We start from the raw sequence: 21183 nt of genomic DNA, 5'->3' as shown, positions 1-21183 counted from the left end.
CGGATACTTCTCCGCCTTCATCCCTGTGCTCCACATGGGATCCAGGTGCTCCGTGGTGTGGATGGGTCGCTTTCATGCCAGCAATCTGGGCTGGATGCATTCCTGCAAGGCACGGGAATGAGAGCCGAGGAAGTACCCTTGGCCTCCCTTCGCCCGTCCGGACAACAGACACAGATCGGTGCCATGACGATAGCCAGACCGCAATCCAATGCCCCCGAGTTCCGGCTGCTCGCCACGCCGCTCGTTCTCTTCCTGCTCGTGTTCCTGGGGTTCCCGGCGCTCGTCAATCTGGTCTATTCGGTCTCCGAGGTTTCCTTCGAGACCCTCCGCCAACCGAAGTTCACGGGGCTCGCGAACTTCCTCTCGGTCTGGAGCGATGCGGCGTTCTGGCAGGCGAGCTGGTTTTCCCTGCGTTTCGGCGTGCTGACCGCTATTCTCGAATGTCTGCTCGGCCTTTTTCTCGCGATTTTCCTGTCGCCGCTGATCGAAAGGCGGAGCTGGCTGATGGCGATCCTGATGCTGCCGCTGATGGTTGCGCCGGCGCTGGTCGGGCTCATGTACCGCCTTGTCCTGCACGAATTCGTCGGCCCTGTGCCCTACTATCTCTGGACCTATTTCGGCGCCAGCGTCTCGTTCCTCGGCCCCGGCTCGGCCTTCTGGACCCTGGTCGTCGTCGAAACGCTGCAATGGACACCTTTCACGCTGCTGCTTTTCTATATGGCCTATCAGGCGATCCCCTCCGAGATTGCCGAAGCATCCGCGATGGATGGGGCACGAAGCCTGCAGCGCCTGTGGTTCATCGAGCTGCCGATGATGGGCCCGACGATTGCCGCCGCCCTGCTCATCCGCTTCATCGACGGCTTCCGGGTCTTCGACAACGTCTATGTGCTGACCGGCAGCGGCCCGGGCGGATCGACGGCGTCGCTGTCGATCTACATCTACGAGGCTTTTTTCAAGCAGGGCGCCATCGGCAAGGCGGTAGCCGCCTCGGTTGTCCTGTTCGTGGCCTCCTTCGCCGTGCTCTATAGCCTCAATGCTCTCGCCAGCCGGCGGAAAGGAGCCAAGCGATGATCACTGCACTCCGTTGGTTCGTTTTCGCTGTTGCCGCCATCGCCTTGAATTTCCCGGTGCTGGTGACGCTTTCCACCTCGTTCAAAAGTGCGCGCGAACTTTCCGGCAATCCCGGTCTCTGGGTCCAGGCCCCGACATTCGAGAACTACCGCGCCGTCTTCGAGGTCTCCGACCGGCTGAACATCTTCCTCTATCTGTTCAACAGCCTCACTGTCGCGCTGATGGGCACGGTGCTTGCAGTGGCGCTAGCGCTTCCCGCGGCCTACGCAATCGCCCGCGGCCGGATCGGCGAACGCACGCTTCTGCCCTTCATCGTCAACCTGCGCGCCGTGCCGCTGATCATCTTCGCCATCCCGCTCTACATGATGTTCCAATGGCTGGCGCTGCTCGACACGCGCCTCGGCCTGGGGCTGATCCTGACGATCGTCAATCTGCCGCTAGCACTCGTCATTCTCGTCAATGCCATCCGCGACCTGCCCGCGGAACTGGACGAGGCTGCCCTTATGGATGGTGCGAACCGCACGCAGATCCTCATCAAGGTCGTGACGCCGCTCTGCCGACCAGCAATCGTCACCAGCCTGATCTTCGGCTTCATCACCGCGTGGAACGAATTCCTCTTCGGCCTGATGCTGACGACCTCAAAGGCGGTTCCGGTCACGGTCGGGGCATCGTTCTTCTTTGCCGCAAGCGGCGGCGGCGTGCAGTGGGGCGTCGCCTCCGCCGTGATGATCGTCGGCGCCCTGCCGCCAATGCTGCTCGGCCTCGTCATGTACCGCCAGATCAGCGGATCGATGACCGCCGGTGCGGTCAAGGGTTGATACTCCAGGAGACATGCATGGGTACGATTTCGCTCAAGAAAGCCGGCAAGCGCTACGGCGCGGTGGAGATCATCCGGGAGCTCGACCTCGAGATTGCCGACGGCGAATTTGTCGTCATCGTCGGGCCTTCCGGCTGCGGCAAGTCAACGCTGTTGCGCATGATCGCCGGCCTCGAGGCGACGACCGCCGGCCAGATTCTGATCGATGGACGAGATGTGACGTCCGCTTCGCCGGTCGATCGTCAGCTGGCCATGGTTTTCCAATCCTATGCGCTCTATCCGCATATGACCGTGCGGCAAAACATGGGCTTTGGCCTCAGGCTCGCCAAGGTACCGGCGGCAACCGCCAAAACGAAGATCGAGGCAGCGGCAGAAACGCTGAAGCTCACGCCACTTTTGGACCGTTACCCGAAGGAACTCTCGGGCGGTCAGCGCCAGCGCGTCGCCATCGGGCGGGCGATCGTGCGCGAGCCGGTCGGCTTTCTCTTCGACGAGCCGCTTTCGAACCTCGATGCGGCGCTGCGCGTCGACATGCGGCTCGAGATCGCCAAGCTGCATCGCACGCTTGGCGCCACCATGATCTATGTGACCCACGACCAGGTGGAGGCGATGACGCTCGCCGACAGGATCGTGGTGATGAAGGACGGGCGGATCATGCAGCAGGGTCGCCCGAGAGAGCTGTATGAAAAGCCGGCGAACCTGTTCGTCGCGCAGTTCATCGGCAGCCCGAAGATGAACCTTTTGCCCTGCCGACGCGACCAGGACGACCGCCTCGACCTCAGCGGCGAAGGCAACCTGACGCTTGCCATGCCGGGGATGGCCGCGCCCGAGCAACTGGGGGCAAGGCCCGAACACCTGGCGCTGGTTGCGCCGGAAAGCGGACATTGCCGCGGCGTCGTCGAGGCGAGCGAATATCTCGGCGGCAATATGAGCGTCTTCGTTCGTGCCGGCCGGCTCGGCCTCATCAATGTCAGCGCGCCGGCCGACACGCCGTTCCGCGTCGGCGAGGCCGTCGGGATCCGCATCGACGAGAGCCGGTCTTCACTGTTCGATGGTGCGGGCGCCGCAATCGGCGCCCATCACTAGGGTACAGCCCGAATAGGCAAGGACCGCGTGGACGGCATTAAGGCAAAAGCACCATGGCGCCTGTCGTCTGCCGTCCCTCGAGCCGGCGATGGGCCTCGGCCGCCTCCGAAAGCGGCAGGCGTGCGTGCACGGGGATCTTCACCGCGCCCGTTCCCACGACGTCGAAGAGATCCTTGCTCATCGCGATCACGTCCTCGCGCCGCGCCAGATGCGCCGGCAACAACGGCCAGGTGGCATAGAGCGATCCCTTGAGTGCCAGCGTCGTGATGTCGAATGGCGGGATCGATCCGGAGGCGGCACCGAAGCTGACGAAGTGGCCGAAGGGGCGCAGGCTGTCGAGCGAGCCCTCGAAGGTCGCCTTGCCGATGCCGTCATAGACGACATCGACCCCCTCGCCTTTGGTGATTTCGCGAACACGGGCAGCGAAATCCTCTAAGCTGTAGTCGATCACGTGGTCGGCGCCATGGGCCCGTGCCAGTTCCGCCTTCTCGGGCGAGCCGACGGTGCCGATGACGGTTGCCCCGAGATGCTTGGCCCATTGCGTCAGGATCAGGCCGACACCGCCCGCCGCCGCATGGACGAGGATGGTGTGCCCGGCTTCGACCCGGAAGGTGCGGCGCAGCAGATATTGCGCCGTCAGGCCCTTCAGCATCATCGCCGCACCCGTCTCGAAATCGATACCATCGGGCAGATGCACCAGGAAATGCGCCGGCACATTGTGTTCGTCCGCATAGGCGCCGAGCGCCTCCGCATAGGCGACGCGGTCACCGGGCTCGAAGCCCTCGACGCCAGGCCCGACGGAAATCACCTCGCCCGCTCCCTCCTTGCCGGGAATGAACGGCAGTTGCGGCGGCGGATAGGAGCCACGGCGGAGATAAACGTCGACGAAATTGACACCGATTGCCCCGTTGCGCACCCGGACCTCGCCGGGGCCGGGTGCGCCGAGTTCGACATCTTCATAGGCGAGCACATCCGGCCCGCCGTGCTGATGCACGCGGATTACTTTCATGGATTTTTCCTCTAGTTGGGTTGGCTGGCGCTGGCAGCCTCTAGCCGACGGTCGATGCCGATCTGCCCGACGCTGCCATGTCGTTTCGAGCCTTCCTCGCTGTCACATTTGATAGATAGCCACCCGCGAGTTCCCGTTGTAGATTGATATCGCTGACAGACAACAGAGTTCAATTTTCATGATATCAGATCAGATCGGCATCGACCTTTTGCGCAGCTTCGTCGCGGTCTGCCGGCAAGGCAGCTTGAACCGCGTCGCCACCCAGACCGGCCGCACACAATCGGCACTGAGCATGCAGATGCGGCGGCTCGAAGATCTGCTCGGGCGCCAACTCTTCAACCGCACCGGTCGCGGTGTCGTTCCGACACCTGAAGGCGAATTGTTCCTGGGATACGCAACCCGCATGCTGGCGCTTGGCGACGAAGCGGCGGTGCGGCTGCGCCAAGCCGATCTCAGCGGCGGCGTGCGGGTCGGGCTTGCCGAGGAAGTGGCGACGACCACGCTGCCCGAGGCGCTCGGGCGGCTGCGGCGCGGCTATTCCGGGATCCGGCTCGACGTGGTGGTCGAGCAGTGCGTGACGCTCGGAAAGACCTGGCCCGAAGGCGACCTTGACATCATGGTCGTGCCGACCTCTGTCGTGACGGCCGACGCCCTCACCACCTGGAACGTCGAACTGCAATGGGTCTGCGCGACGGACTATGCGTTCGACGAGACGCGGCCGGTCGACCTCGTCGCCTTCGCTGCACCCTGCCTCTGGCGCCGGCGTATGATCGAGACGCTGGCGGATGAGGGCCGGGATCACCGGATCGCCTTTACCAGCCAGAGCATCACGGCGCTTCAGGCCGCGATCGAGAACGGGCTCGGCATCGGCCTGCTTCCGCCGGAAGCGACGCGCGCCGGCACGATGCGGGCGCTGCCGGCTTCGTCAGGCGTTCCGAAGCCGCTTGCCGTCCAGTACGGGCTTTTCGCTAGGGATCGGCGATCGGCCGCCGTCGATGCGGCGATCGGTGTGCTGCTCGAAGCCCTGCCGGTCGCTTCAAGAACATAACGGGGGCCGGATCAGGGGCGCGCGAAACGCGCCGGCCTCGACCGGAACGTCCTCGGGCTCATTCGCCCCAGGTCGTCTCCAATACGCGGATCCAGTTGCCGTGGCAGATTTTGGCAAGTGCCGCGTCGTCATAGCCGCGCGTGCGCAGAAGGTCGACGAGCAGCGGCAAATCGGCCGCACTGCGCATCGCCGCCGGGATCGTCGTGCCGTCGAAGTCCGAGCCGAGCGCGACATGCTCGATGCCGACACGATTGACGATATAGTCGATGTGGTCGGCAAGCAGCGTCAGCGGCGTATCCGGGTTCTTGACGCCGTCCGAGCGCAAAAACAGGACGCCGAAATTGATGCCGGCGAGGCCGCCGGTGTCCTTGATCGCGTCGAGCTGGCGATCCGTGAGGTTGCGGCTGTGCGGGCAAAGCGCATGAACGTTGGAATGGGAGGCGACGAGCGGCGCCTTTGACAGCGCGGCGATATCCCAAAAACCCTGCTCGTTCATGTGCGAGAGATCGAGCATGATCTTCAGCTCGTTGCAGGCGCGCACCAGATCCTTGCCGGCCTCGCTGAGGCCCGGCCCGATATCGGGCGAGGAGGGAAAGCGGAAGGGAACGCCATAGGCGAAGATGTTCGGCCGGCTCCAGACGGGACCGAGCGTGCGCAGGCCGGCGGCATGGAGCACGTAGAGCGCATCGAGATCGGCGCCGACAGCCTCGATACCTTCGATGTGCAACACCGAAGCAAAGGCGCCGCTCGCCATGGCATCACGGATATCGGCCGCACTGCGGCAGATCTTCAGGCGCCCTTGCGCCTGCCGCTCGATCCGCATCAACAGGCTCGCCATGCCGAGCGTCGCTTCGAGCGCGCTTTGCTGATCAGGCGTCGCGAACTCGCCGCTGCCATCCTTGGCAAGCCCCGGCGAGGCCACGTAGACCGCGCAGAGGCCGCCGGCAAGGGCACCTGCCTCTGCTTTGTCCAGATCGATATGCCCGGTATCGACGCCATCGAGGAAGCGGCGCTCGGCGGCACCTCCTGGCGAACGCCAGAGCCGCGACAGCACGTCGTTATGTCCATCAAAGACCGGGATTTTCACTTGCGTCGCCAATTCTGGATCGCTTTCTCAACCTGTTGTCTTGCGCGCGACTCATCGATAGTCGCCGGCGGACCATAGACACTGGGGACCGGAACCGCACCCCTTTTCCCCCCGCTGCCCTAACCCGGCGCGGGCGGGCCGGGCAAATGCAAACCGTGCATAGACCCTGCCGGAATCGGAATTGGCGGCAGGCCCGGCTGTCGTGCTTAGTCAGAGAATGCGCGGGGTCGCTCCGCGAACGGGACGGAGAATGCATATGACGAAGCCGGCAACGCTTAATTGGCACGCCGCCGAAGCAACAGCAAAGCGGCTGACCGCAGCATGGGCGGCGGACGAACCGGGCGGTGCCGTCATCGGTTTCGATGCCTCCGGATTGCGCTTCTCGCATGCGGGCGGCGTCGAGAGCCTCGCAACGTTCGCGCCGTTCACGGTCGACAGCGTCGTGCGTTATGCGTCTCTCACCAAACACGTCTTCTCGGCGATGGTGCTCGCGCATTCGGATATCATCAGCCTCGACGATCCGCTCGGCCGACACCTTCCGGAACTGCGCTCACCGCTTGCCGAAGTAACGGTGGGACAGGCGCTCGACATGAGCGGCGGCCTGCCGGACACGCGCGAATGCCTGTCGCTGCTCGGCCTTTCCGTCTACACGGAAACCAAGGCCGGACCGCTGCTCGAATACCTCTCACGCCTGGAACGACTGAACTTTGATGCCGGCACCGAGGTCTCCTATTCGAACACCGGTTATCGCCTCGTCGAAGCGGCGCTGGAGCGCAAGGGTTTCCGCTTCGACAATTTCGTGCAGAGCGAGATCGCAGGCGCGCTCAGCATCGCACTGAAGGCGCCGGACGTCTGGAACGATGCGGTCAAGGACCTGGTCCCCGGCTATTGGCACTCGGGCGAAAGCTGGCAGCTCTCGGCCGCCGGGCTGCACATTTCCGCCTCGGGCAACCTCACCGGCAGCGCCCGGGCGCTCGCCGCCTGGCTGCAGGCCCTCGTCGGTGGCGAAGGCCGCTTCGCCGGCCTTCTGCAGAAACTGCAGGCGACCCGGTTTCTTGCCGACGGGCGACCGACCGGCTACGGCCTCGGCCTGCGCAACTCCTTTCTCGGCGGACACGAATTCGTCGGTCATGGCGGCTCGCACCCGGGCTACAAGACGTACTTCCTGCTCGACCCCGAAACCCGCGCCGGCTTCGTTGTCGTCTCCAACCGGGAGGACACCAACGGCTACAAGATCGCCCTCGAAAGCATGGCGTCGCTCACCGGACTTCCGTTGCCTGTTCCAGCAGCCGACCTCGGCGACGGTCTCTACGTGACGGAGAGCGGTCCCTGGTGGATCGAGGTCATGGGCAGCACCTGCACCTATCTCGACGCCGACGAGACGCTCTATGACGACAGTGACGGCTGGGCCTCGTCGCGGTCAGCCTCTTCCCCCCTCCGGCTTCGTCGCGAAGGCGCCGCCCTTGTCGGCGAGGTCGGCCATGCCGCACGGCGTTTCCTTCCGGCCGCAACGGACGGGTCGGTGCCGGCGTCACTGTCCGGTGTCTGGCGCTCTGACGAAGGCGCGGAGTTCACCATCGAGAACGGTGCGGTCCTGATGGGCATCGGCCCCACCCGCCAGGTCGTGAGGCTGACGGCACTCGGCAACGGTCGCTTCCTCTTCACCCTGAACGACGGCCCCTGGGTCAAGCGCGTCTGCCTGCATCGCCTCGGGCCCGATCACCTCGAACTGGTCACGAGCCGCGCCCGCATGATCGAATATCGGCGCGGCGCCTGATTTTTCTTGATGACGCGCGGGCGCTGCCGCAAAGAAGCCCGTTCCCCGGCAGATGGCTGAGCGGACCGGACTTCTGGAGTGCATGCCCGTGGAAATCAAATGGCTTGAGGACTTCCTGGCGCTCGCCAGCACGCTGAACTTTTCCAAGGCGGCAGACGAGCGGCATGTGACGCAATCCGCCTTCAGCCGCCGCATCCGGCAGTTGGAGGCCTGGCTCGGGGCAACGCTCGTCGATCGGGCGACCTATCCCTCGCGCCTGACAGAGGCGGGCGCGAAATTCGTGCCGGTGGCGCAGGAAACGCTGAAGCAGCTCTATCAGGCACGGCGCAACCTGCAGCAGGAGGAAGGCTCCGATGCCCGCACCATCAAGCTGACGGCGCTGCACACGCTTTCCTTTACCTTTTTTCCGGAGTGGATGAGCCGCGTCAACGCTCGGATCGGGCCGCTGTTCTCCCGGCTTCGCCCGGACTCCGGCAGCATGGAGGAAAATCTCAATTCGCTCGTCGACGGCGAATGCGATTTCCTGCTCACCTACGCCCACACCCAGGTCCCGCACCTGCTCGACCCGCAGGCCTTCGAACATCGGGTGCTCGGCCACGAACGCATCGTTCCCGTTTCGGCGACGAGTGAAACGGGCGAGCCCCTGCACCGGCTGGAAGGCGGGACGAAACCGTTCCCGCATCTGAGCTACGAAAAATCGTCCTTCTTCGGCCAGCTTCTGGATGAATTGATCGGGCGCGACCTGCCCGCGGCGCAAAGGGTGCACGAAGGCAGCATGTCGGTCGGGCTGAAAGCCATGGCGGAGGCCGGCTGGGGCATCGCCTGGGTTCCCGAGAGCCTGATGACGGACGAATTGGCAAAGGGCGCGCTGGTCAGGGCCGCCGACCCGCGCTGGGACGTCAGCGTCGAGATCCGGCTCTATCGCGCCAAGGATAATCGCCGTCCGATCGTCGGCCGCGTCTGGCAGAGCCTGGAGGCAATTGCCGAAGCGGACAGCCCAGACTCGCAAGGACGAACTGCGAACGATCCCAAACCTAAGTATCGGTGAGTTTCTTCTGGCCGGATGTCACTTTCGGCGCGGCTCAATCGTCATGACATTGCGAAAACCAAAAAAGGAACGCGCAATGACCGTTAGACTCGACCCCCTTGCTGCCGCCCCTGCCCTGATGAAAGAGTGGTACGGCAGCTCAGTCAGCCTCATCGCCAAGGCTGATCCCAACCTTGCGGAACTCATCAAAATCCGCGCGTCACAGATCAATGGCTGCGCCAACTGCATCAACATCCATTCGTACATAGCTCGCGAGAACGGTGAAACCGAACAACGCATCAACCTTGTTGCTGCCTGGCGTGATGCGCCCTGCTACAGCGAAAGGGAACGTGCCGCGTTCGGTTGGACGGAAGCGCTCACTCGGCTCTCCGAGACCCATGCCCACGTAGAAGCCTATGAGGGGTTAAAGAAGTACTTCTCGGACGAGGAGCAGGTGGTCCTCACGATGACGATCATCGTCATCAACGGCTGGAACCGTATCGCCGTCGGCTTCGGCGGATGGGCCGATCCGGCCGCACTGAAGGCCCAGGCGGCCTCCGCAGCTTGAGCTCGAATGAAAATGTTTCGGATGCGGCAGCGACATTCAAGCTGCTGCATCCCAAACTCGTCCGCGTTGCATATCGCATGCTCGGCTCAGTTCATGATGCGCAGGACATCGTGCAGGAAGCGTTTGCTCGCTGGATTAGCATCGATCGCAGCGACATTCGCGAGCCCGAAGCCTTTATGCGCCGAACAGTCACACGGCTCTGCCTGGACCAGCTTAGATCCGCACGCCGCCAGCGCGAGACTTACCTCGGCCCCTGGCTTCCTGACCCGATCGTTGGCGATAACGAAGAGGAAGACGTCACACTCCCGCTTATGTTGGCTCTTGAACGGCTCACGCCGCTCGAACGCGCAGCGTTTTTGCTGCATGATGTCTTCGGCCTCGCTTTCGATGAGATTGCACAAACTCTCGAACGAGACATCGTAGCCTGCCGACAACTCGCGGCACGCGCCCGTAATCATGTCCGCAAGGCGAGGCCGCGATTTCAGATTGAGAAGCAGCGCGGCCTTGAGATCGCGCAGGCATTCTATACCGCTTCCCGCAGCGGCGATTTAACGGCGCTCCGGGAAATGCTCGCCGCCGACGTGAGCGTACATGCAGACGGTGGTGGTAAGCGCCCTGCAGCAGCAGCGCCCATCGTGGGACACGAAGCGGTCATGAAGCTTCAGGCCGAACTCGCGAGGCTGTTCGGAGTAAATGAATCGCGACTTGTTCGTCTCGCGTTCATTTGCGGACTACCTGGGTTCATCACAAAAGAGGCCGACGGCGAATTCTCGACGACGGCTTTGGATATCCAGGGGGACAGCATTACGGCAATTTACATCGTTCGAAATCCCGACAAGCTTAAGCACCTGCACTAGATCGCCGTCAGCCGCGCGTGCTCCAGATAGAGTTCGCGCAGACGCTTGACGATCGGTCCCGGTTCGCCGCTTCCAACGGGCTTGCCGTCGATGCGGGTGATCGGCGCGACGAAATTCGAGGCGCTGGTGAGGCAGGCTTCGCGGGCGCTCAGCGCCTCGTCAAGGGTGAAAGGGCGTTCTTCGAGCGTCAGCCCGTGCTCGCGCGCCAGTGCGAGCGCGGCAAGCCGCGTGCAGCCGGGCAGCGTCTTATGGCTGTTGCCGCGCGTGACGATGCGATTGTCCTTAGTGACGATATAGGCGGTGGAGGACGCGCCTTCGGTCACGAACCCGTCCTCGATCATCCAGGCCTCATCGCAGCCCTCGGCCTTGGCGATGCGTTTGGCGATCACCTGCGGCAGCAGGCACACGCTCTTGATGTCGCGGCGCTCCCAGCGCTGATCGGGCACGGTCTTGACCGAAAGCCCCTTTGTGGCGGCGGCCACGTTCACCAGTGTTTTGGCCTGGGTGAAGAGCACCAGCGTGGGCTTGATATGCTCCGAAAACAGAAAGTTGCGATCCTCGGCGCCGCGGGTGAGCTGCAGATAAACCATGCCTTCGACAAGGCCGTTCTCTTCCACCAGCCGCTTCTCGATGGCGACGATCTCATCGGTCGACACCGGCAGCGGCACATCGATTTCACGCGCCGAGCGTTCCAGCCGCGCCATATGCGATGCGCTGTCGATCAGCTTGCCGTCGAGCACGGCCGTGACCTCATAGATACCGTCGCCGAAGAGGAAGCCGCGATCGAAGATCGAGAGGCGGGCCTCGTTCTCCGGCAGAAACTCGCCGTTGAGATAGACGGTGCGGATGGGCGACTGGGTCATGCGGACTCCGTGCGTGTTGGTTTGGCGTGAGATGATGGATCGCCACACCGGTCGCGATCGGTGGGCGCAAAGTCAGTGTTTTCCGAGAGCGCGAAGCCGTTCGAGCGAGATCGCCTCGACCGTGCTCGGCTTGCCGTTCACGGCGTTGAAGCCCTGCGTCGTGCACGCCATGGTCAGAGAATTGAGGATCGCCTCCTCGCTCGCCTCGATCGCTGCTTCGAACAGCGGCGACATCAGGTCGTTCGGCAGGTCGGGGTAATCGGTGATCGCAGCCCGGCGTGCCTTGGTGCGGCGGACGGCAGGCGCCGACGAGAAGGCAAGCGCATAGTCGCCGGAACCGTTGCTGAGCGCCGCCCCCGTGCAGGCTAGACCGCCGAAGGCGCGCGCGGCAAGACGCTTGAGATTGCGGGCCGAGAGCGGCGCGTCGGTTGCAACCACGATGACGATCGAGCCGTCGCGATCGTGGGCCGCGGGCGCTTCATAGGCGCGGCCGCAGACGGTGAGCCGGCCGCCATAGTTGGATTGAACGAGCACGCCGAGCGTGAAGATCTCACCTGCCGCCTTCACAAGGCGCGAGCTCGTGCCGACGCCTCCCTTCAGGCCGAAGGTGACGGTGCCGGTTCCGGCACCGACAGCCCCCTCTTCTACGGCGCCGGTCTTCGCAGCGGCAAGGGCGGCGCCGATCTCATCGATCGTCGGGCGACCGGCGCGGATGTCGTTGAGGCGGGAATCGTTGGTCTCGCCGACGACCGCGTTCAGCGACACCACCTTCTCGTTTCCGGGCTGCGCCAGCGTCCAGCGATTGATCGCCTCTATGGCGCGTCCGGTCGCCAGCGTATTGGTGAGAACGATGGGCGTTTCCAGCTCGCCGAGTTCCTCGACCTGGGTAGAGCCGGCGAACTTGCCGAAGCCGTTGAGCACGGCGAACCCGGCGGGCACCTTGTCCTGAAACAGGTTGCCCTCGTGCGGCAGGATCGCGGTCGCGCCGGTGCGGATGCGGTCCGCCTCGACAACGGTGGCGTGGCCGACGGCGACGCCGATGACATCGGTGATCGCGTTGAGCGGTCCAGTCTCGTAGACGCCCGGTTGAAAACCAAGTTCCCGAAGTCGCAAGTGCTTGATATTTGTCATTTTTTCGTCGTTTCCCCTGCCCATCGGCCCGGTCGCGAAGCAGTCATTTCGTCGCAGGCGACCCTACCTTCATCGGCGGCAAAACGGCATCGCAAAAATGGAATAGTTTCATGAGAAGCCTGCAACGCCGGCCGTCGCGGTCGATCGTCGGCCTATGAGCCGAAACCGGGTTCTCCGTATGAGGATACGGCGGCCCTGCGACGACTGATAGTCGAGTGAAATAAAGCAGTTGCAACCATAAGAAACAGTTCATAAGTTCGCCTCGTCTTTGGCAAGGGAGCAACCCAATCCATGACGAAGCCGCTTGATGCAACCTCAGGCAGGACTGCGCAGACCACCTCCGAAGCGACGGTACGGCCGAGCCTCGGCATCTGGGCCTGCTCCGCCCTCGTCGTTGGCAACATCATCGGCTCCGGCTTCTACCTCTCGCCCGCAGCACTCGCGCCCTATGGTGCCGCCGCCCTCGTCGGCTGGATCGGCATGGCGGTCGCGGCCATGTGCCTCGGTCTCGTCTTTGCGAGGCTCGCCACCGTCAGGCCCGCCACCGGTGGCCCCTATGCCTATAGCCGCATGGCCTTCGGGAACTTCGCCGGCTTTCTGGTCGCCTGGGCCTACTGGATTTCGATCTGGGCCTCTCTTCCGGCGATCGCCATGGCCTTCACCGGTTATCTCGGGGTGTTCTTCCCGCAACTCCAGCATTTGCCGGGCGGCTTCACGGCGGTTTCGCTCGCCGCCATGTGGCTGGTTGCCGCCATCAACATGTTCGGCGTGAAAAGCGCCGGCCGTTTCCAGATCGTGACCGTCGGCCTGAAGCTCGTGCCCTTCATCGCCATTGCCCTCCTCGGCCTCTTCTGGATCGAGCCGCAGAACCTGACACCGGTCAACCCGAGCGGCCTTTCCATCCTCGGCCTGATCTCCGCGACCGCGCCGCTGACGATGTTCGCCTTCCTCGGCATAGAATCGGCAACCGTGCCGGCCGGCGATGTCGACGATCCGAAACGCACGATCCCGCGGGCGACGATCCTCGGCACGCTCTGCTGCGGACTGGTCTTCATTCTCGGCACGCTTGTCGTGATGGGCACGGTCCCGCGCGAGACGCTTGCGCGTTCCGCCGCGCCCTTCTCCGATGCGGCCTTCATGATGTGGGGCTGGTGGGGAAGCAAACTCGTCGCAGCAGCCGTCGTGCTTTCGTCGATCGGCGCGCTCAACGGCTGGACGCTGCTGATGGCGCAGGTGCCGATGGCCGCGGCCCGCGACGGACTGTTCCCTCCGGTCTTCGGCCGGCTTTCCAGCCGCGGCGTGCCGCGATGGGGCATCGTCGTGTCGATGCTCTTCGCTTCGGCGCTGCTCATCCTCCAGACATCAGGCGTCTCCGGACTGATGGCCGTCTATCGCTTCGCCGTCGACCTTTCGACCACGGCGGCCATGGTGCCTTACGTCTTCTGCAGCCTGGTCGAGGGCGCGCTTTTCCTGACGCTCTTGCGCCCGCGGGACGAGGAATGGGCCGGCATCCGCCTCGGTCCCTACAAGCCCTATGCGCTGGTCGCCTTCATCTTTTCGCTTTGGACGGTCTACGACAGCGGACCTCAGGCAGGCCTCTGGTGCCTGCTCCTGCTGCTCGTCGCACTACCCGTCTACCTGTCAGTCGAGAGGAAGGAGCCATCCAAAGGCTGACGTCAAAACAATACCCCCACCTGCACCTAGCACCGAACTAGAGAGAGGATTGGATATGAGCACGTTGAACAGGGGTCACCGCCGTCTCGGCATGAAAGCACTCGTTCTCGACGACGAGATCAGCGAGGAAAGTGCTGCCGGCCGCGCCGTGCGGTCGCTGATCGCAGAGCTCGAGCGCCGCCAGATCGAAGTGGTCACGGCAGAAAGCGCCGATGACGGCATTGCCGTGATCAGGTCCGACCCCGCTCTCCAATGCGTGCTGGTCGACTGGGACCTCGGGCCCGAAGGCCACGAGCAATCGATCGGCGTCGTCGAGGCGTTGCGCAAGCGCAACGGCACCGTTCCGCTCCTCCTGCTTGCCGACCGCAGTGTCGCCTCGACCGTTCCGGCCGACATCATGGCGAAGGTCGACGACTTCGTCTGGATGCTCGAAGACACGATGGATTTCGTCGGCGGGCGCATCCAGGCGGCGATCGAGCGTTATCGCGCAACCGTGCTGCCGCCGATGTTCAAGGCGCTCGCCCAGTTCTCGCAGGTGCATGAATATTCCTGGCACACGCCGGGGCATACCGGCGGCACCGGCTTCCTGAAATCGCCGCCCGGCCGCGCCTTCTTCGAGTTCTTCGGCGAACCGCTGCTGCGCTCGGACCTGTCGATCTCGGTCGGCGAACTCGGATCGCTGCTCGACCACTCCGGGCCGATCGGCGCCAGCGAGAAATATGCCGCCCGCGTCTTCGGCTCGCACCGCAGCTATCACGTCACCAACGGCTCCTCGACCTCCAACCGCGTCATCCTGATGGCGAGCGTCAGCCGCGACCAGATCGCGCTTTGCGACCGCAATTGCCACAAGTCGGCCGAACACGCGATGACCATGTCGGGCGCCGTGCCGACCTATCTGGTGCCGACCCGAAACCACTACGGCATCATCGGGCCGATCCCGCCGGAACGACTGACAGCCGTCGCCATCCGCAAGGCGATCGATGACAATCCGCTCGCCGCTGACCTAAAGGACCGGGAACCCAAGCACGCCATCATCACCAACTCGACCTATGACGGCCTGTGCTACAACGTCACCCGCGTGGAAGAACTGCTCGGCGCCAGCGTCGATCGCCTGCATTTCGACGAGGCCTGGTACGGCTACGCCCGCTTCAACCCGATCTATCGCGACCGGCACGCCATGCATGGCGACCCGAAGGCGCATACGGCCGACAAGCCCACCGTCTTTGCCACCCAGTCGACGCACAAGCTGCTGGCCGCCCTTTCGCAGGCGTCGTTCATCCATGTGCGCGACGGCCGCAAACCGATCCCGCACGGCATCTTCAACGAGACGTTCATGATGCACGCCTCGACCTCGCCGAACTACGCGATCATCGCCTCGAACGACGTCTCGGCGGCGATGATGGACGGGCCGGGCGGGGCGGCGCTCACCAACGAGTCGATCGAGGAAGCCGTGGCCTTCCGCCTGATGATGTCGCGGCTTGCCAACGATGCTGCCGAACGCGGCGACTGGTTCTTCGATTGCTGGCAGCCGGACACCGTGAGCGATCCGAAGACCGGCCGCACCAGCGCCTTCCATGAGGCTTCGCCGGAAGCGCTCACAACCGACCCGTCCTGCTGGGTATTGAAGCCGGGTGCAGCCTGGCACGGCTTCAGCGAGATCGAGGACGGCTATTGCATGCTGGACCCTATCAAGGTCTCGATCGTCACGCCGGGTGTTGCACCGGGCGGCGGGCTGATGCCGGTCGGCATTCCCGCAAGCCTCGTCACCGCCTATCTCGATGCCCGCGGCATCGTTGTCGAGAAGACGACCGACTTCACCATCCTGTTCCTCTTCTCGCTCGGCATCACCAAGGGCAAATGGGGCTCGCTTGTCAGCGCGCTTTGCGACTTCAAGCGCGACTACGACGCCAACCTCACGCTCGAAGTGGCGATCCCGTCGCTCGTCGAAGACCACCCGGAACGTTACGCCGGCATGGGTCTCAAGGATCTCGCCGACACAATGTTCTCGGCGATGGACCAGCTGAAGACCACCGCCTCCATGGCCGCCGGCTTCTCGGTGCTGCCGCATCCGGACCTGAGCCCGGTGCGCGCCTATGAGCGGCTGGTGCGTGGCGAGGTGGAACAGGTGACGCTCGACGAGCTGACCGGCCGCACGGTCGCAACCGGCGTCGTGCCCTATCCGCCGGGCATTCCGCTACTGATGCCGGGCGAAAACGCGGGCCCTGCCGACGGCCCGGTGCTCGGCTATCTGAAGGCGCTTGAAGCCTATGACCTGAGGTTCCCCGGCTTCACCCACGACACGCACGGGGTGGAGGTCGAGGACGGCCGCTACCGCGTCTATGTCTTGACCCGTTGAACCGGCTTCAGGAGCGACAAACATGGCTGCTGTCGATACCGCATCCAAAGCCACATCCTCGGGTGTGGCGGACTCCGCCAAGATCGGGCTCGTGCCCGCGACCTTGATGGTCGCGGGCAACATGATGGGCTCGGGCGTCTTCATGCTACCGGCGAACCTTGCCGCAGTCGGGTCCATCGCCGTCTTCGGATGGCTGATCACGATTGCCGGAGCGATCGCGCTGGCGTTGACCTTTGCCAAGCTGGCGGCGATCGATCCCGCCGCCGGCGGACCTTACGCCTATACGCGCAAGGCCTTCGGCGACTATATGGGCTACCAGACGAACCTGATCTACTGGCTGGCAAATGTGGTCGGCAACGTCGGCCTTGCGGTCGCCGGCCTCGGCTACCTCACCGCCTTCTTCCCGATGCTGCGCGATCCGCTCGTCTCGGCGCTGGCGCAGGTGGCGCTGATCTGGTTCTTCACCTACGCCAACATCCTCGGGCCGAACGTCGTCGGACGGCTGCAGTCCTTCACCACCTCCTTCGCACTGGTGCCGATCCTCGGCATGGCGATCTTCGGCTGGTTCTGGTTCTCGCCGGCAACCTTCTCCGAGGGCTGGAACGTATCCGGCAAGGACAGCTGGGCGGCGATCATGGCGACGCTCAACTTCACGCTCTGGGCCTTCATCGGGGTCGAAAGCGCATCGGTCTCGGCCGGCGTCGTGCGTGACCCGCAGCGCAACGTACCGATCGCCACCGTCGGCGGCGTCATCCTTGCCGCCGTCGCCTACATCCTGTCCTCGACCGTGATCATGGGCATGATTCCAAACAAGGAGCTGATCGCATCCTCCGCACCCTTTGCCGATGCAGCGCGCCTGGCGCTCGGCGATACGGCGGGCGCCGTCGTCGCAATCTGCGCGGCCCTCGGCTGCCTCGGGTCGCTTGCGGGATGGACGCTGCTCGTCGGACAGACGGCAAAAGCCGCAGCCGATGATGGCCTCTTCGGCTCGATCTTCGCCAAGGTCAATTCCAAGGGTGTTCCCTCGGCGGGCCTTGCGATCGTTGCGGTCATCATGACCGTGCAGGTCTTCGCGACGATGTCGCCGACCGCCAGCGAGCAGTTCGGCAAGATCGCCTCGATCGCGGTGATCATGACGCTCTTGCCCTATATCTACTCGGCGATCTCCATCAAGGTGCTCGGCTACAAGAAGATGCCGGCAAGTACCTACAATTGGTACGTGATCATCGGCCTGGCGGCGGCGATCTACAGCCTGGTGGCGCTGATCGGCTCGGATGGCGAGCAGACGCGCTGGTCGCTGATCTTCGTGATCTCGACGATCGTGTTCTACTCGGCCGCGATCACCCGCAAGCGCGAGATCGACGAGAAGCACATCGACCCGGGCGGCCACGCGCCGACCTGGATCCGCTATGTGACCGTGACCGTGACGGTCGCAGCCCTCGTCGCGCTGTTCTGGGTCTCGGTCGGCCGCCATCGCGCCGAAACGCTGCGCACCCGCTCGCCGGTACCGCCGGTGGAAAGCACCGTTCAGCCCGCGCCCGGATCGCCGGCGGCCGTGCTTCCGGCAGAAAGCCAGCCGGCGCAATAGTCAGGGACAAGGGGGCGGTGGCCCAGGTCCGCCGCCCTTTCTGACCATGAAGCTATTCTCGGGGGATCGCTGAACGTGATGGCACGCGAAGCACCGCCGAGAGGATTCAAGTGGGCGGCAACGGACCGTGCGTCGAAACGGCGATCGATTGCAGGCACGGCGTGCAGTCACGACCAGCGAGCTCGACGGACCATACCCCCCGCAATTCGACCGGCAGTTCGACACGAACTACGGCAACTGCCGTATTTCGTTGGCCGGTTCCCAAGGATAGTTTCGCGCGGCTCGCGCCGTGAACTCCATGTCCTTTCAACGTCTTGCGCCCCCGCGCCACGTCGCCGGCCATTGGGGACCTACCTTGAACAAGAATTTCCGCACCGTCATCCACCTGGCAGCGCTGACGCTGTCGACCGCCTTGTCATCTGCCGCGCTCGCCGCAGACAGTGGCGATCCCCGCGATCCCGCGACATGGCGAACGCCGGAATTCAACGCGCAATGGGGGCTAGCGGCGATCCATGCGGAATATGCCTACATGCTCGGTTACGACGGCAGCGGCATCAAGGTCGGCGTGGTGGACAGCGGACTAGACATCACTCACCCGGAATTTTCTGGACGCTATGCGGAGGGAATAACCTACGATCCGGCAAAGCCATGGCATCTCGACTCCGATGGTCACGGGACGTCCGTAGCCTCCGTCATCGCTGCCAATCGCGATGGGATCGGCATGCACGGCATTGCCCCTGGCGCGACGATCGTTTCCATAGGGGGATCGGGCAACCCCGGCCAGGTCAATTTTGATGCCACGAACTATGGCATTCGTAAACTTGTCGACCAAGGCGTTCGGATCTTCAACAACAGCCATGGCGGAAGGTTCATTACAGACGTCACCGTCGAAGATATCGAGAAAGATATCAAAGAAAATCTATCAACCTATCGCTACGCCGTTTCGCGAGGAGCGCTGCTCGTCTTCGCAGCGATGAACGAGGGCAATACTCAGCCGTCTGCGCTGGCTGGTCTTCCGCACCTCTTTCCCGAACTGGAGCATGGTTGGCTTGCGGTGGTGGCGACGGGCCCATGGCAAATGCCAGTTTGGTCGAACATGTGCGGCGTCGCCCTGAACTTTTGCCTTGCCGCCCCCGGTGGCACCGACGGTTGGCGATGGGATCAGGAGAAGAGCGAATGGGCGTGGGTGGGAGATGCGGACGATATTCTCGTCGCCACTCCTGGCGGCGGATACAGCAAGCAAACAGGCACATCGCTGGCCGCCCCGTTCGTCGCGGGGACGGCAGCGCTGGTCGCGCAGGCGTTTCCCTACATGACCATGGCTCAGATCAGGCAGGTCTTGCTGGGCACGGCCACCGATTATGGTCGTCCGGGCGTCGACCCTGTGTTTGGCTACGGCATGGTCAGCGCCGGCCGGGCAGTGCGCGGCCCCGGAAAATTCGACTGGGGTGATTTCCATATCACGATCCAGGATGGCGAAAGCGAGTGGTCAAACAACATCACCGGTGCCGGAGGGCTGATCAAATCAGGTGACGGCGTATTGAAGCTGACCGGGAACAGTACGTATCAGGGCCCCACGCGCATCGATGGCGGCATCTTGGCGATTGGCGGCAGCATTGCCTCTGAGACTTTCGTCGACGGTGGCGGCATGCTTTCGGGCAATGGCACGATCCGTGGCAACGTCGACAATCGCGGTGCCGTCAATCCTGGCTGGGGTCGCAAGGGCGGCACCCTCACAGTAGACGGCAACTATCGCCAGTCGCGCGATGCCTGGTTCCTCGTCAATCTCGACGCACCCGATGGCACTAGCCGGCTCGATGTCACCGGCACGGCCGATATCGCCGGTGCGGTCGATGTCATGATCAGGCCTGAAGACTACAAGGGCGACGGCCGCCATACCATCCTTTCCGCCCTTGGCGGCGTAACCGGGCGTTTCGAGGATGACTGTGGCTGTTATGCCTTCCTTGATCTCACGTTGTCCTACGACCCCAACGCCGTCTATCTGGATGTCACCCGCAACGGCGTCGCCTTCGCGGATTTGGCGGAAACCCGCAACGGGGCGGCAGCCGCCGCCGCGATCGAGCGCCTCGGTATCGGCCGATCGCTCCACGATCTCGCGGTCACGCTCGATGCCGGCATCGCCGCCGACCTTTTCGGCCAGCTTCCCGGCGAGGTCTACGGCTCGACCGTGACCGGCCTGATCGAGAACAGCCAGGTCGTCGGCAACCAGATGAACGACCGGCTGCGCTCGGCCTTCGAGACCGTCGGCGCGAAGGCGCTGCCGATCGTGGCGACGGACGATCTCACCACCGGGTCGATCGCGACTGCGGAACGCTTCGGTGCCTGGGGCTCGGCCTTCGGCTCCTGGGGGCATACTGATGGCAACGGCGACACCGCCAGGCAGTCGCGCTCGACCGGCGGTTTCGTCGTCGGTCTGGACGGCCTCGTCAACGACGACTGGAGGCTCGGCTTCCTCGGCGGCTACAGCTCGTCGAGCTTCGAGGTCGACGACCGCCGCTCTTCGGCCTCCAGCAACAATTACCATCTCGGCGCCTATGGCGGCACGCAGTGGGGCGTCCTGTCGTTCCGCTCGGGCTTTGCCTATACCTGGAGCGATATCGACAGCAGCCGCAATATCCTCTCGCCGGCGCTCGTCGACAGCCTGAGCGCGGACTATCGCGCCGGCACGACCCAGGTATTCGGCGAACTCGGCTACGGCTTGCAGGCGGACGGTCTCTCTTTCGAGCCCTTTGCCAACCTCGCCTATGTCAACGTGCATACCGACGGTTTCACGGAGAAGGGCGGCGCGGCGGCGCTTTCCGTGCGCGGAGTATCCGACGACGTGACCTTCACCACGCTCGGCCTGCGCCTCGCGACCGATTTGGCGCTCGGACCGGCCAAGGCCACCGCCCGCGGCCTCGTCGGTTGGCGGCACGCCTATGGCGATGTCACGCCGGCGGTCGTTCAAGCGTTTGCGGGCAGCGACGCCTTCTCCGTCGCTGGCGCGCCGATCGCGCGCGACAGCGCCCTCATCGAGGCCGGCGTCGATTTCGCCGTCACTCCTGCGGCAACGCTTGGCATCTCCTATCAGGGGCAGATCGCCTCGACGGCGCAGGACCATGGCGTCCGGGCCGATCTGGCCGTCAGGTTCTAGAGCATGTCGCCCAAAAGTGCGCAGCGGTTTTGCGACGACGATATGCGACAAATCAATCACTTAAAGCGCG

At 64.0% G+C, this 21183-nt stretch carries 16 protein-coding genes; 12 read left to right on the top strand and 4 right to left on the bottom strand.

Annotated features, from left to right (window positions below; all coding sequences use genetic code 11):
* Positions 1-183 precede the first annotated feature (183 nt).
* From XB14_RS21785 to XB14_RS21775, 3 genes are read left to right on the top strand one after another with little or no spacing between them, the layout of a single operon-like run.
* Positions 184-1071 carry a carbohydrate ABC transporter permease gene (locus XB14_RS21785; RefSeq protein WP_077963912.1) on the top strand — a complete coding sequence of 296 codons (888 nt, stop codon included), beginning with the start codon at positions 184-186 and terminating at the stop codon, positions 1069-1071.
* Complete coding sequence (locus XB14_RS21780; protein WP_077963910.1) at positions 1068-1889, top strand: carbohydrate ABC transporter permease; 822 nt, start codon at positions 1068-1070, stop codon at positions 1887-1889. Before XB14_RS21785 ends, XB14_RS21780 begins: the two co-directional genes overlap by 4 nt.
* Before the next feature lie 17 nt (positions 1890-1906).
* The gene (locus tag XB14_RS21775; RefSeq protein WP_077963908.1) at positions 1907-2974 is read left to right on the top strand and encodes an ABC transporter ATP-binding protein; all 1068 of its coding nucleotides are present in this window, start codon (positions 1907-1909) and stop codon (positions 2972-2974) included.
* Positions 2975-3011: 37 nt separating this feature from the next.
* On the opposite strand, the gene XB14_RS21770 is transcribed toward XB14_RS21775, so the two are convergent.
* Positions 3012-3983: a quinone oxidoreductase family protein gene (locus XB14_RS21770; RefSeq protein ID WP_077963906.1), complete on the bottom strand. Its 972-nt coding sequence runs from the start codon at positions 3981-3983 to the stop codon at positions 3012-3014.
* A 178-nt stretch (positions 3984-4161) separates the two neighbouring features.
* Here XB14_RS21770 and XB14_RS21765 point away from each other — a divergent pair, with 178 nt between their 5' ends.
* The gene (locus tag XB14_RS21765) at positions 4162-5031 is read left to right on the top strand and encodes a LysR substrate-binding domain-containing protein (RefSeq protein ID WP_077963905.1); all 870 of its coding nucleotides are present in this window, start codon (positions 4162-4164) and stop codon (positions 5029-5031) included.
* A 58-nt stretch (positions 5032-5089) separates the two neighbouring features.
* Here XB14_RS21765 and XB14_RS21760 read toward each other — a convergent pair whose 3' ends face one another.
* Positions 5090-6130, bottom strand: a complete 1041-nt coding sequence (locus XB14_RS21760; protein WP_077963903.1) for a dipeptidase — start codon at positions 6128-6130, stop codon at positions 5090-5092.
* Positions 6131-6374: 244 nt separating this feature from the next.
* On the opposite strand from XB14_RS21760, the gene XB14_RS21755 reads away from it, so the two are divergent.
* From XB14_RS21755 to XB14_RS21740, 4 genes are all read left to right on the top strand, one after another.
* Positions 6375-7895, top strand: a complete 1521-nt coding sequence (locus tag XB14_RS21755) for a serine hydrolase domain-containing protein (protein ID WP_077963901.1) — start codon at positions 6375-6377, stop codon at positions 7893-7895.
* Positions 7896-7983: 88 nt separating this feature from the next.
* Positions 7984-8943, top strand: a complete 960-nt coding sequence (locus tag XB14_RS21750) for a LysR family transcriptional regulator (RefSeq protein WP_077964056.1) — start codon at positions 7984-7986, stop codon at positions 8941-8943.
* Between the two features lie 76 nt (positions 8944-9019).
* A complete protein-coding gene (locus XB14_RS21745) occupies positions 9020-9490 on the top strand; it encodes a carboxymuconolactone decarboxylase family protein (protein ID WP_077963899.1) in 471 nt (156 codons plus the stop codon).
* Complete coding sequence (locus tag XB14_RS21740) at positions 9487-10347, top strand: sigma-70 family RNA polymerase sigma factor (RefSeq protein WP_234804105.1); 861 nt, start codon at positions 9487-9489, stop codon at positions 10345-10347. Before XB14_RS21745 ends, XB14_RS21740 begins: the two co-directional genes overlap by 4 nt.
* Here the strand turns inward: XB14_RS21740 and XB14_RS21735 are convergent.
* Together XB14_RS21735 and XB14_RS21730 are read right to left on the bottom strand one after the other, a co-directional pair.
* Positions 10344-11210: a D-amino-acid transaminase gene (locus XB14_RS21735; RefSeq protein WP_077963895.1), complete on the bottom strand. Its 867-nt coding sequence runs from the start codon at positions 11208-11210 to the stop codon at positions 10344-10346. The two genes, XB14_RS21740 and XB14_RS21735, sit on opposite strands and share 4 nt — an antisense overlap.
* A gap of 72 nt (positions 11211-11282) precedes the next feature.
* The gene (locus XB14_RS21730) at positions 11283-12341 is read right to left on the bottom strand and encodes a P1 family peptidase (protein WP_077963893.1); all 1059 of its coding nucleotides are present in this window, start codon (positions 12339-12341) and stop codon (positions 11283-11285) included.
* 291 nt (positions 12342-12632) lie between these two features.
* Here XB14_RS21730 and XB14_RS21725 point away from each other — a divergent pair, with 291 nt between their 5' ends.
* The 4 genes from XB14_RS21725 (at position 12633) to XB14_RS21710 (ending at position 21113) form a co-directional block, all read left to right on the top strand.
* Positions 12633-14015: an APC family permease gene (locus tag XB14_RS21725; RefSeq protein ID WP_077963891.1), complete on the top strand. Its 1383-nt coding sequence runs from the start codon at positions 12633-12635 to the stop codon at positions 14013-14015.
* A gap of 55 nt (positions 14016-14070) precedes the next feature.
* Positions 14071-16371: an Orn/Lys/Arg decarboxylase N-terminal domain-containing protein gene (locus tag XB14_RS21720; protein ID WP_077963889.1), complete on the top strand. Its 2301-nt coding sequence runs from the start codon at positions 14071-14073 to the stop codon at positions 16369-16371.
* A gap of 22 nt (positions 16372-16393) precedes the next feature.
* Positions 16394-17959: an arginine/agmatine antiporter gene (adiC, locus tag XB14_RS21715; protein ID WP_077963887.1), complete on the top strand. Its 1566-nt coding sequence runs from the start codon at positions 16394-16396 to the stop codon at positions 17957-17959.
* A 355-nt stretch (positions 17960-18314) separates the two neighbouring features.
* Complete coding sequence (locus XB14_RS21710) at positions 18315-21113, top strand: autotransporter domain-containing protein (protein WP_179119638.1); 2799 nt, start codon at positions 18315-18317, stop codon at positions 21111-21113.
* The last annotated feature ends 70 nt before the right edge of the window (positions 21114-21183 follow it).

Source organism: Ensifer adhaerens (assembly GCF_002007205.1).
GTDB lineage: Bacteria > Pseudomonadota > Alphaproteobacteria > Rhizobiales > Rhizobiaceae > Ensifer > Ensifer adhaerens_D.
This window is presented reverse-complemented; position numbering and strand designations above follow the sequence as displayed.